The organism is Nostoc sp. JL31 (assembly GCF_017114965.1).
GTDB lineage: Bacteria > Cyanobacteriota > Cyanobacteriia > Cyanobacteriales > Nostocaceae > Nostoc > Nostoc punctiforme_A.
Genome location: NZ_JABXKO010000044.1, coordinates 1 through 12,152, shown reverse-complemented (window position 1 = coordinate 12,152; position 12,152 = coordinate 1). Strand labels below are relative to the sequence as shown.

Below are 12,152 nucleotides of genomic sequence, written 5' to 3'. Positions count from 1 at the left end.
GCTACCACTAAGCTTCAGTATATATATCAGCATTAGTCTGGAGTTTTAACCCCAGGAAGGCCGAATCAAAGGTATTCATGCTGAACTGGCTGATTTCTTGACCCTGTTGGTTCAAAATTTAGTGCTTTATATTCTCATTCATTCATTTGTAGTTATACGGAGCCAGCACCTAAAATGGCAAAAGTAGTTGGAATTGACTTAGGAACAACGAACTCCTGCGTGGCAGTGATGGAAGGTGGTAAACCCACAGTAATTGCTAATGCTGAAGGTTTTCGGACAACGCCATCAGTAGTCGCATTTGCGAAAAATGGTGACAATTTGGTTGGCCAAATCGCCAAACGCCAAGCGGTGATGAACCCCGAAAATACGTTTTACTCAGTCAAACGCTTTATCGGTCGCCGCTACGATGAAGTTAGTAACGAAGCTACGGAAGTTTCTTACAAAGTCCTCAGCAGCAACGGCAATGTCAAATTAGATTGTCCAATTGCTGGTAAACCGTTTGCTCCTGAAGAAATTTCTGCAAAAGTTCTTCGCAAACTAGTTGAAGATGCCAGCAAATACCTGGGTGAAACCGTAACCCAAGCTGTAATCACTGTTCCCGCATACTTCAACGATTCCCAGCGACAAGCGACAAAAGACGCTGGTAAAATTGCCGGGATTGAAGTTCTGCGGATTATCAACGAGCCGACAGCTGCATCTTTGGCTTATGGATTTGACAAGAAGAGTAATGAAACCATTCTCGTATTTGACCTTGGTGGTGGTACCTTCGACGTATCCGTGCTGGAAGTAGGAGACGGAGTTTTTGAAGTACTAGCCACATCTGGTGATACTCACCTTGGTGGTGACGACTTTGATAAAAAAATAGTTGACTTCTTAGCTGAGAAGTTCAGAAAAGCCGAAGGTATTGACCTGCGGAAAGACAAACAAGCTTTACAACGTCTGACGGAAGCCGCAGAAAAAGCCAAAATTGAGCTTTCTAGCGTCACCCAAGCAGAAATTAACCTACCATTTATCACCGCTACCCAGGATGGTCCCAAGCACCTGGATACAACCCTGACTCGCGCTCAATTTGAAGAACTTTGCTCTGACTTAATTGACCGTTGTCGTATTCCTGTGGAAAACGCCCTCCGGGATGCCAAGTTAACTAAAGGCGATATTGATGAAGTGGTATTAGTTGGTGGTTCTACCCGGATTCCCGCAGTCCACCAGATTGTGAAGCAGGTATTGGGTAAAGACCCCAACCAAAGCGTTAACCCTGATGAAGTTGTAGCAGTTGGTGCAGCGATTCAAGCCGGAGTACTGGCTGGTGATGTAACTGGCATCTTGCTGTTAGATGTGACACCTCTATCTTTGGGTGTGGAAACATTGGGCGGCGTGATGACCAAAATTATCCCCCGCAACACCACAATTCCCACCAAGAAATCGGAAGTCTTCTCTACTGCTGTGGATGGACAAACTAACGTAGAAATTCACGTTCTCCAAGGTGAACGCGAATTCTCTAACGATAACAAGAGCTTGGGAACCTTCCGCCTCGATGGTATTCCTCCTGCACCACGTGGCGTTCCTCAAATTGAAGTGGTCTTCGATATTGATGCTAACGGTATCCTTAACGTCACCGCTAAGGACAAAGGTACTGGTAAAGAACAGTCCATCAGCATAACTGGCGCTTCCACTCTGGATAAAAATGACGTTGACCGGATGGTAAGAGAAGCTGAACAGAACGCTTCATCTGATAAAGAGCGGCGTGAAAAGATTGAACGCAAGAACCAAGCCGATTCTTTGGCATACCAAGCTGAAAAGCAGTTACAAGAATTGGGCGATAAAGTTCCCGATGCTGACAAGACTAAAGTCGAAGGTTTAGTGAAAGAAGTGCGGGAAGCAGTTGCTAAAGAAGACGATGAGCAAATCAAGAAGCTCACTCCAGAATTGCAACAAGCGTTATTCGCTGTTGGTAGCAACATCTATCAACAAGCGGGTGCTAGTGCCAGTGCCGGTGCCGGTGCTACATCTGGTGGTGAACCTCAAGATAGTAGCAGTTCCTCTAGTTCAAGTAACGGCGACGATGTGATTGACGCTGATTTTACAGAGAGCAAATAATTCCTCTACTTCTTTTGGGAAGATTGTTTTGTTCGACCTCATATTACCCATTCAGGCAAATGCCTGGGTGGGGATTTTTTTAGGAGTTAGGGGTTAGGAGTTAGGAGTTAGGAATTAGGAGTTATACCAATTCACGAAATTACTGATATAAATCACTTCCTCTGCTCCCTCTGCTTGCCCATCTGTATCATTTTTAAAGTGAAACGGTATTAGGAGTTAGGAGTTAGACTAGAACTAATATTGGTAACTCTTGATCTTAATTCTTAACTTTATTCCTAACTCCTCACTCTCAACTTCTAACTCCCTTATGCCATATCCACAAGCACCTTGGATACTCCAAGGTTATGCCATCCAAACTCTGCATTTGGTCAATATTGACCAAGTGCGCCCTTTAATTCCCTTAGAGTTAGAAATTATTTCTGTATGGCCTGGTAAAACCCTCGGTAGCGTGTATTTATCTCATTATGGGTCAGGCTCAGTACTGGAGTATAGTGAGTTAATTGTTGTCCCAGCTTTGATTAATTACCAGAGGAAAATCGGCGCTTGGATTTCTCATATTTATGTAGATAATGCTGATTCGGTGGCTGGCGGTCGAGAAATTTGGGGACTACCAAAGGAACTAGCTAAGTTTACCTGGGAACAAGGAAAGTATGTTACTGTACATCAGGGAAATCAGAGATTGTGTAGTCTTAACTATAATCAACAAAGCTTGGCATGGAGACAGTGGTTAAGTGCTTCTGCTTTCAGCGCCAAGGGTGCTGATTTGCTGATATTCCCTGCTGAATTTGAGTCTGTGTTGGGTTTGATTGGTTCTAGGTTAGAAATCCCCGCTGAAAGTCCTTTTTCTGGAATAGGTTTAGGTCAGCCTTGGTTAAGTGTGCGTTGTGAGCAGATGAGTCTGCGGGTTGATGCGCCAAAAGTTGTAGGTAAAACTTACGCATTGACAAAAAATACTAAATATGTATAGCTTTAAAAAGCTACATCTTTCGTAAGGGTACAGCATTGCTCATTGGTGTCAACTTAACGTGAAAGCCATCCTAGAACCAGCTTTTACATATTGTCTTGTTGTCTCGTTCCCAGTCGGAGACTGGGAATGCTGTCCTTGGGGCTGCCGCCTCCCTTGCTGGCGGCAGAGCCGCTTTTGAAGTGCATTTCCAGCCTCTGGGCTGGAAACGAGATTTGAAAAGGCTTTCAGATGAAATTGACACCAATGAGCATTGCTGTGCCCCTACAGCTTGGTCTATTTCCGATCGCAGGATAATTAAGAAAAGCCTGAAAAACCTCAATATTGTTAGTTCATATCACGATATATTTGTACAGTGCGTAAGTCATTGTATGTATAAAAAGATTCTAACTTCCCAACATCTGCAAGTTATGCAAAGTGGCATAAAGTCCTCCCTGTTGCAGCAGTTGCTCGTGACTTCCCTGTTCGATTAATTCGCCCCGCTTGAGAACAAAAATCCGGTCTACATTACGAATCGTAGACAAGCGGTGAGCAATAATAATGGCGGTACGTCTGAGCAAAAGCTGGTTTAATGCCTCTTGAACTAAAGCTTCTGTGCCAACATCTAAACTAGCGGTAGCTTCATCTAGTACCAAAATTTGGGGACTGCGAATGGCAGCCCGCGCAAAGGCTAAAAGTTGCTTTTGACCACTAGAAATATTTGTGCCCCGTTCTCGAAGTTGAGTATCATAACCTTGGGGTAACTCTTCTATAAAATGGGCAATGTTGGTTTCTTCTGCTGCTTGTTGAATCTGTTCAATGGTGTAGCCATCTCCTAAAGAAATGTTGCTTTTAACATCGCCAGCAAACAAAAATCCTTCTTGTAAAATTACTGCCATGTAACGCCGCAGTTCTGCTTGTGGTACTTCCCGAATATCAACGCCATCTATGAGAATGCGTCCTTGAGTGGGTTCGTAGAGGCGGCACAAAAGACGGATAATTGAAGTTTTACCCGCACCAGTGGGACCGACTAATGCAATTTTTTCACCAGGATGAATGGTGAAATCTAAGTCTTTAATTACGTAATCATCATTTTTGTAAGCAAACCAGACATGATCGAAGCGAATCTCTCCCAGTTCTGGGGGGGAAGTGAGGTCTGGGGATTCTAGATTTGCCAGGATTTCGTCGATGTAGCCAAATTTCGCATCAAATATTGAGAAGCGGACATTGGCGCGATCGCGAATTTCTATAGGTTCGTCTAATATATCGCCTACGCGTTCAATGGCAGTGAACCCAGCTTGAATTACCGTAAATTTTTCGGCAAAAGCCCTTAAAGGGTCAAATAATCGCTGGGCATATAATATAAATGTCGATAAAGTCCCGAAAGTCAAGTTTTTTTCCAACAGCAACCAACCACCCACGCACAAAACACCTGCGATCGCAATCAGTCCAATCCATTCTAAGGTTGCTGAAACAAATGAATCATAAAAGATGGTTTTATCCATTTGCTGAGTGTAGTTGCTGTTTGTCGCACGAAACAATTCGGCATTAAATTTTTCTCTACGGAACAACTGTACGACGTTAATACCAAGCACATTTTCTTGTAGCTGTGAATTCAGGATCGAAAGTTCTTCTCGTCCTTTATAATTGGCTTTGCGGTACTGTTTTTGAATGTAAACAATTACCCAACTAGTTGGTAACAACATTAATACCAGCAAGCAAGAAAGTTGCCACTGGATGGAAAACATTAAACCCAAAGTCACCAGCATTAAAAACAAATCGGATATAATGCCAACTGCTCCAGTAGAAAAGACATCACCTAACACTTCTACATCGCTGGTGATTCTGGTAATTAATTTACCTACGGGTGTGCGGTCAAAAAAGCGCACTGCTAGAGATGTCACATGGTGAAATAAGTCTTGGCGAATTGCTGCGGTGATTTGTTGCCCTAGCTTTTGGACTATATAACCTTGGAAACCTGTCAACATCAATTGGATGGCGATCGCAGTTACCAATAATCCTTCTAGGATATTTAGCCCTTGTGAGAAGGGACGATTCCTGAAAAATTCGTAAGTGCTTGATTCATTACGAATCAGGGAGATTACTTGGCCGATCAAGAAAGGTTGTAAGGCATTAGCTAGTGCGATCGGTACGAGTAGGCACATCGACAGCGCCAGTAGCCGTCCGTTACGACGGGCATAAGGCACCAAACGCAAAAACAACCGCCAGTCATTTTCACGCCGACGATCTGGTGTATAAGATTTTTTGAGAGATTGATAGATGCTCATAGTAAGAGCATTATATTAATGTTTGGAAAAAAACACGCTTGTTTAAAGTAGCGTTTATCTTCCGACTCTGATACCATGCCTGAGATAGAACCTTTACTGGCCTTGTGGTTGCGGCAACGGTTTAGTTGAAAATAACGATGTAACAACAAGATTCCCGACTTTTGAAATAAATAGAGAATCTGAGGACGCACTGCTATCATTGGTGTCAACTTAAGCTAAAAGCCTTGTCAAATCTCGTTTCCAGCTTCTGGGCTGGAAATGCACTTCAATTGCGGCTCTGCCGCCAGCAAGGGAGGCGGCAGCCCCAAGGACGGCATTCCCAGTCGGAGACTGGGAACGAGACAACGAGACAATATCTAAAAGCTTTTTCTAGGCTGGCTTTCACGTTAAGTTGACACCAATGCACTGCGATGCGCCCCTACAGTATTTGTATTAATTGCTTCATAAACATTCCTGTAAGTATGAAACAATAGCATACTTCTCTATTTACGTCTTATATCTAAAGATAGAAGATTAAGGTTAAAATTTGGGAAACCTAAGAGGGGTTTATTCCCAAGAGATGTCCTACCTACTTATCGCAGAATGCAACTGAGGTCAGATGACGCAACCTTTAAATCAAGTCAAAGAATGGGAACAACGTCGTGATGAAGCAAACCGCTACTACCAACGGGGGAAATTTCAAGAATCTCTCGATCTTGCAACCAAAAATTTACACTTGGCTAGAGCAATTCCAGACCGAGCCAGAGAAGGTTATACATTAAATGACCTTGGTTTAGCTCACCTCAGTTGCTGGCAACCTCAAAAAGCATTAGAGCGCTTTCATCAGGCGCTTTCGGTTGCTGTTGAAATTGGCAACGCGCCAGCAAAAGCAACTGCACTTAGCAATCTGGGTTCTACCTGTAGCCGTCTTGGACGCTTTTCGCAAGCGTTAAAATATTTTGAACAAGCACTACCAATATTTAGGCGATCGCAAGATACTCAAAGTGAAGTTTCTACTCTTAATGATGTCGCACTAATTTATACGCGTTTAGGAGAACCGAAACGGGCACTGTTGCTACAACACCAAATTTTGAGGATGCGGCGATTGTTAGGTGACTTTTCTGGTGAAGCAACAACGCTCAATGGTATTGGATTTGCCTACAATGTCTTAGGCAAGTTTGAGCAAGCGCTAGAATTTTTTCAAGCAGCACTACCAATTCAACGAGCTATCAAGAATTTGGTTGGTGAAGCAACCACTTTGAATAATATTGCCTCAATTTATAGCGATGTAGGAAAACCGAAACAAGCACTATTGCTCTACTATCAAGTTCTTTTGACACGTCGAGAAATCAGCGATCGCTCTGGTGAGGCAACAACCCTTCACAATATTGGTTTTACCTACAGCATCCTGGCAGAGCATCGCCAAGCAATGAAGTTCTACAAGCAAGCCATTGTGATTTATCAAGAACTGGGCGATAATCTCGGAGAAATTTCAACTTTGCTAAATATGGGAAGCGTTTACGCCACCACGAAACGCAAAAAAATGGCGCGTTCGTGCTACCAAAATGCCCAAGAGTTAGCAGAGCAAATTGAATATCAGCCACTTTTAGAAAAAGTACACCAGTTCATAAATTCTCTGTAGTATTCAAAGGGCGGTTAGAAACCGACGATCTAGGGGCGCAGTGTGCGTCCCTACTGGTGAAATTAAATATGCGTTATCCAAAACCTTTGTAGAGATGTAGCAGTGCTACGTCTCTACATTGTTTTTCACCCCAGCTATGGGTTTGGTATTGTAGCTAGAACAATGACGTATCAATCATATCGGGATCAATCGCTCATACCGTTTCTACTTAAAAAATGATACACATGGGCAAGCAGAGGAAGCAGAGGAACAGAGGAAGTGATTTGTATCAATAATTTCGTGAAATGGTATCAGATATTTTCGCACTAGACGATTGGCGATAGCCTAGTCTTGTACTGTGGCGTTTAAGCTACTGACAAAAGGAAATCTATGAAAGCTTACGAAATTCAAAGCAACGCCGGAATTGATGCTTTGGCATTAGTCGATCGCCCTGAACCAAAACCCGCACCTGGACAAGTTTTGATTCAAGTGAAGGCAACATCCTTAAATTACCGCGATCTGCTGGTTATTGAAGGAGCTTACGGCACTGGACAGAAATATCCGTTAATTCCCATGTCGGACGGGGCGGGAGAAGTTGTGGCGGTAGGGGAAGGTGTAACACGGGTAAAAATAGGCGATCGCGTCGCTGGTATTTTCTTCCAAGACTGGATTTATGGCTCTTTAACCAAAGAGAAAATGAAATCCGATCTCGGAGGCGGTATCGATGGAATGCTAGCTGAGTATGTCGTATTACACCAAGATGGTTTAGTAATATTACCTGACCACCTATCCTATATTGAAGGTGCAACTTTAACCTGTGCAGCAGTCACAGCTTGGCACGGACTAGTGACAAAAGGCAATATTGGTGCAGGTGATAGTGTTTTATTACTCGGTACTGGGGGGGTTTCAATTTTTGCTCTCCAGTTTGCCAAGATACATGGTGCTAGAGTGATTATTACTTCTAGCAGTGATGAGAAATTGGCACGAGCTAAACAGCTTGGTGCTGACGAGACAATCAACTACAAAACAACACCAGATTGGGAAAAGCAAGTTTATCAATTAACCAATCGCACAGGTGTAGATCATGTAATTGAAGTAGGCGGTGCAGGTACTCTGCCAAAATCGTTACAAGCAGTCCGTATTGGGGGACGTATTAGTTTTATTGGCGTATTATCGGGCAGAGGAAATGAGGTTGACCCCATGCCAATACTTTTTAAGAGTTTAACATTTCAGGGGATTTATGTTGGCAGTCGAGAAATGTTTGAGGCGATGAATCAGGCGATGCAACAGCATCAAATCAAACCAATTATCGATCGAGCTTTCCCCTTTACTGAAGCACGGGAAGCTTATCATTACATCAAAAGTGCCGCTCACTTCGGTAAAATTGTAATTTATAATTCGTAATTTTAAAGAATTTAATTTTATGTTTCAATTATGTTTCAAGTGGAAATTTAAATTCCCACTTGAAACATAATTATGAATTACATTTAAACAGCAGCGAGAGTAGGCGCAGCGAATTTAGCATATCGCTCGATGTAGAATTCCTTAGAATGAGCGATCGCTTTTACAGATTCACGCTCTTTCAAAGCATGTTTCCACTGGCGTAGACGGGTAAATTCCTCTGGTATTCCAAAGCCGCGATAATGCTTCAGTGCAGCCCAGCGCTCAAACCAGGGGAAATAGGTAAAATCAACCAAACTGATGGATTCACCAAACCAGTAAGGGCCTTCTCCAGAAAGCTTTGCGAAACCTTCGTTTTCAATAAATTCCAGGTGTTTAGATAGTTCCTGTTTAGCTTCTTCTTGTTTTTGGGGATCTGAACTTCGCAGCAGGGTAGAAAAAGCGGGAACGAATCTAGTGTTCGCAAAATCGATCCAGATGCGAGCCTGTGCCCTAGCAATGGGGCTACTGGGTAACAGTGGTGGATTGGGAAATACCTCATCGAGATATTCGTTAATTACCACTGATTCCCAAACTCGGTTATCGCCATGAGTTATTGCAGGCACCTTACCATAAGGCGAAACTTTGGTAAATCCTTCAGGCTTATTCTGCAAATCAATCTCAATCAAATCGAAGTCGATGTCTTTCTCTTGGAGTACCAAGCGGGTACGGTGAGCATAAGGACAAACAACTGCACTGTATACTTTGATTTGGGCCATGTTTAAGTACCTTGGTAAATAGGACTTGTTAATCGGCATTGGGAATTGAATTTTCATCCAAAATCCCAAATCTTAAATTGTTAGTGTCAGAAAATTCCTTTGAAGCGAATGTAGCGTGAAAAATTCTCAACACTAACCAAACTTTTAATAATCAGAGGTTCATAGTAAGGACTTTAGTGCTTAGAAAATAAGGACTAAAGTCCTTACTACAAACTTGCTTACCCATCAATTTAAACTTGACAGACTACTAAAGCCAGGGCACTTCTTCAGGTGCATAACGGAAAGCTCGGAAGACGGTATTTTGCTCCCCACGAGTTACCGGCGACTTCTCACCTGGAATATTCCTAACTGCAAAGTGGGGATTGATGTATTCCCAAACAATTTCCCCTGTAACTGTCACCTCGAATATTCGACCATAAGCACCTTCTGTAATTAAGGTATTGCCATTGGCCAAACGTTGCGCTCCTGATATATAAGAACTGAAGAAATTTTGGGGCGGATTGTCGGTGTATTCCCAAACTATTTCTTTGGTTTGACGGTTCACCTCAATCACACGGGAAAAATTGAGAGCAATGTTACGGCGATGTGCGCCATTGTCAAAAATCAGGATATTACCGTTAGCTAGTTCGTTCGGGAAGTGCTGCTGTGCTAGCACGTCATCGCCCAGCGTCCAGATGATTTCTCCAGTTTTGCGATCGACAATGACAACTGTGGAGATATTACGAAAGCTCACTATAATGTTGCCATCAGCGAGTTCCCCGACGGTATTCCCATGAGTCCATTCATGTCGATGATCCTGGGGTGTAATCGTAAATATATCTGGATCGAGGTGTTCGTGGGCGTGCCAAGTCCAAACGATTTCACCTGCTGGAGTCACTTCATAAAGCACATCAGCATAGATATTACCATCTGGTTCTGTACCTGTTACACCGCCTTTGATGCGAGGAACTAAAGACTGAGGTATCTTTTCTATGGCGAGTAGAATTGTGTTGCCATTAGCTAATCTGCGTCCATCATGATGATGATCTGGATGCTTACATTCCCACTTTCTAAATTCTCTTTAAGTTGTTCCAGTGTCGTAGCACCAATAATTGTGCTAGGCACAAACCAACGACTCCGCACAAATGCCAAAGCTAGATGCGCAGGGCTTAGTTGATGGCGTTTGGCAATTTCTATATAAGCTGATACAGCTTGACTGACTTTCGGTTTCAGATAGCGCTGACCGAAATTTTCAAACAAAGTGACTCTTGCTTTCTCTGGTTTGCCGTTGAGATATTTGCCAGTCAAGAAGCCAAATGCTAAAGGACTATAAGCTAGTAACCCAATTTCTTCGTGATAAACTGCTTCTGCTAAGGCTCCATCAAATACTCGATTCAGCAAGTTGTAAGCATTTTGAATCGAAACAACTTTGGGCAATCCTAACTGTTTAGCAGCATTACTAAACTGGGCAACTCCCCAAGGTGTTTCGTTACTCAAACCGATATAGCGAATTTTCCCAGCCTTAATTACATCGTCAAAAACTGCTAGCTGTTCAGCAATAGGAACCGTTTCTCCCACCTGAGCCGGATCGAACACTGTTTGCCCAAATCGTGGCACGTAGCGATCTGGCCAGTGGATTTGATACAGATCAATGTAGTCTGTCTGTAATCTTTTTAAACTATCATCTACAGCTTGTTTGATATTATCACGATCAATTGCTTTGGCTCCTCCACGTACCCATTTAAAACCTCGACCAGGGCCAGCAATTTTAGTAGCTATAATCAGTTGTTCTCTTTGTTGACGTTTTAACCATTCCCCAATGTAAGTTTCAGTTAATCCATAAGTTTCGGCACTTGTTGGGACAGGGTACATCTCTGCTGCATCAATAAAGTTGACTCCTTGGGCAATAGAATAATCTAGTTGTTCATGGGCTTCTTCAATAGTATTCTGCTGTCCATAAGTCATAGTACCCAGACAAATTTCAGAAACTTTTAAGTCACTCTTGCCAAGTTGGTTATACTTCATATTTCTATGTTGTTATTCAGTCAATTCAACAGTGATATTTTTGTTGGAGATTTTGCATTTTGTCAAGGGCATTATTATTTTTTAAGTAAATTAGCTTCAACCAATACTGGATTTAGTACTAAGCCAATATAAATTTTTCAGCGAATATTGATATATACTACTCTAAATCGGTAGATAAAGTGCAGTTAATAGGTACAGTTGTATATTATTGCATAGATTAACCAGATAAGTAAGTTAGTTTTGGGTAATAAAAATTTTAAATATGTAGTAGAAAATACTTGTTTTTATTGAGTATTTGTGAAATGGGCTATTTTAAGCTAGGTGTATAATACAATAAATCGGTAGACTTGCAGTAGTATATTAGAAATCTTAAGATTATTCTAGAATAAAGTCTTAATAAATATTAATATTCTTAGTTCCAAATAGCTTGTCTTTATGGTAATGAAAATATACTCAACCTCTCTGAGAGAGGTAACAGCATTTGGTAGCAATGAAAAAGATTTAGGGTTTTAATGACTTGCATAACTAGGAATTTTTTGCTGCGATCGCTTCCAATGATGCTCATGTATATAGCAATATGATTAGCGAACATAATTTCATTTAATTTATGCGATCGCAAATACAATTAAGTTAATGTATTTGGATTTGTTATTATAAACAACTCATTTTGTTGTATTATAGATATGAGTATAAAAACCTCAATCTTTTAATATAACTTTTTTAGAAAGTACACTTTTTGACATTAGGGTTAAACTCTTGATTTTCTCCTTGTGCCGTGGGTTGTCTTTTCTAGAGACGGCTACATTCAGGAGAATCCCAATGTCATTAGATACAAATACCCTTGAGAAACCAGCAAATAAGCTGCTGGCAGCTTTGCCAGCCAGCGATTATGAACACCTTGTTCCCCATCTAAAGCTAGTTTCGCTCTCAAATCGGCAAATACTTCACGAAGCAGGCGAAGTGATCGCACAGGTCTATTTTCCTAATAAAGCAGTGGTTTCTATAATAGACCTATCCTTAATATAAGCTTTGTGGGATAATCAAACAATAATTAAAAAATA

Annotated in this window: 10 protein-coding genes; 4 read left to right on the top strand and 6 right to left on the bottom strand. The window is 41.8% G+C overall.

Features of this window, described 5'->3' with window-relative positions:
- The first annotated feature begins 174 nt into the window (after positions 1 to 174).
- A complete protein-coding gene (dnaK, locus tag HWQ43_RS10310; protein ID WP_292732668.1) occupies positions 175 to 2,097 on the top strand; it encodes a molecular chaperone DnaK in 1,923 nt (640 codons plus the stop codon).
- A 307-nt stretch (positions 2,098 to 2,404) separates the two neighbouring features.
- Entirely contained in the window at positions 2,405 to 3,064 is a 660-nt protein-coding gene (locus tag HWQ43_RS10305) for an acetoacetate decarboxylase family protein (protein WP_292732666.1), read from the top strand.
- Between the two features lie 383 nt (positions 3,065 to 3,447).
- On the opposite strand, the gene HWQ43_RS10300 is transcribed toward HWQ43_RS10305, so the two are convergent.
- Together HWQ43_RS10300 and HWQ43_RS10295 are read right to left on the bottom strand one after the other, a co-directional pair.
- The gene (locus HWQ43_RS10300; RefSeq protein WP_292732664.1) at positions 3,448 to 5,328 is read right to left on the bottom strand and encodes an ABC transporter ATP-binding protein; all 1,881 of its coding nucleotides are present in this window, start codon (positions 5,326 to 5,328) and stop codon (positions 3,448 to 3,450) included.
- Positions 5,329 to 5,538: 210 nt separating this feature from the next.
- On the bottom strand, positions 5,539 to 5,673 hold the full coding sequence (locus HWQ43_RS10295) for a hypothetical protein (RefSeq protein ID WP_292732662.1): 135 nt from the start codon (positions 5,671 to 5,673) through the stop codon (positions 5,539 to 5,541).
- Between the two features lie 253 nt (positions 5,674 to 5,926).
- On the opposite strand from HWQ43_RS10295, the gene HWQ43_RS10290 reads away from it, so the two are divergent.
- Together HWQ43_RS10290 and HWQ43_RS10285 are read left to right on the top strand one after the other, a co-directional pair.
- Positions 5,927 to 6,949 carry a tetratricopeptide repeat protein gene (locus tag HWQ43_RS10290; protein ID WP_292732660.1) on the top strand — a complete coding sequence of 341 codons (1,023 nt, stop codon included), beginning with the start codon at positions 5,927 to 5,929 and terminating at the stop codon, positions 6,947 to 6,949.
- Positions 6,950 to 7,318: 369 nt separating this feature from the next.
- Positions 7,319 to 8,332, top strand: a complete 1,014-nt coding sequence (locus HWQ43_RS10285; RefSeq protein ID WP_292732658.1) for an NAD(P)-dependent alcohol dehydrogenase — start codon at positions 7,319 to 7,321, stop codon at positions 8,330 to 8,332.
- 83 nt (positions 8,333 to 8,415) lie between these two features.
- Here HWQ43_RS10285 and HWQ43_RS10280 read toward each other — a convergent pair whose 3' ends face one another.
- The 4 genes from HWQ43_RS10280 to HWQ43_RS10265 form a co-directional block, all read right to left on the bottom strand.
- Positions 8,416 to 9,087: a glutathione S-transferase family protein gene (locus HWQ43_RS10280; RefSeq protein WP_292732656.1), complete on the bottom strand. Its 672-nt coding sequence runs from the start codon at positions 9,085 to 9,087 to the stop codon at positions 8,416 to 8,418.
- 247 nt (positions 9,088 to 9,334) lie between these two features.
- Entirely contained in the window at positions 9,335 to 10,060 is a 726-nt protein-coding gene (locus tag HWQ43_RS10275) for an aryl-sulfate sulfotransferase (protein WP_292732818.1), read from the bottom strand.
- Between the two features lie 26 nt (positions 10,061 to 10,086).
- Positions 10,087 to 11,091, bottom strand: a complete 1,005-nt coding sequence (locus tag HWQ43_RS10270) for an aldo/keto reductase (protein WP_292732654.1) — start codon at positions 11,089 to 11,091, stop codon at positions 10,087 to 10,089.
- A gap of 805 nt (positions 11,092 to 11,896) precedes the next feature.
- A complete protein-coding gene (locus HWQ43_RS10265; protein ID WP_292732653.1) occupies positions 11,897 to 12,061 on the bottom strand; it encodes a hypothetical protein in 165 nt (54 codons plus the stop codon).
- Positions 12,062 to 12,152 lie beyond the last annotated feature (91 nt).

Excerpts from the sequence above, each read along its gene's own strand:
- HWQ43_RS10270 (WP_292732654.1), bottom strand. The coding sequence starts at position 11,091 with ATGAAGTATAACCAACTTGGCAAGAGTGACTTAAAAGTTTCTGAAATT.
- HWQ43_RS10300 (WP_292732664.1), bottom strand. The coding sequence starts at position 5,328 with ATGAGCATCTATCAATCTCTCAAAAAATCTTATACACCAGATCGTCGG.
- HWQ43_RS10305 (WP_292732666.1), top strand. The coding sequence starts at position 2,405 with ATGCCATATCCACAAGCACCTTGGATACTCCAAGGTTATGCCATCCAA.
- dnaK (WP_292732668.1), top strand. The coding sequence starts at position 175 with ATGGCAAAAGTAGTTGGAATTGACTTAGGAACAACGAACTCCTGCGTG.
- HWQ43_RS10290 (WP_292732660.1), top strand. The coding sequence starts at position 5,927 with ATGACGCAACCTTTAAATCAAGTCAAAGAATGGGAACAACGTCGTGAT.
- HWQ43_RS10285 (WP_292732658.1), top strand. The coding sequence starts at position 7,319 with ATGAAAGCTTACGAAATTCAAAGCAACGCCGGAATTGATGCTTTGGCA.
- HWQ43_RS10280 (WP_292732656.1), bottom strand. The coding sequence starts at position 9,087 with ATGGCCCAAATCAAAGTATACAGTGCAGTTGTTTGTCCTTATGCTCAC.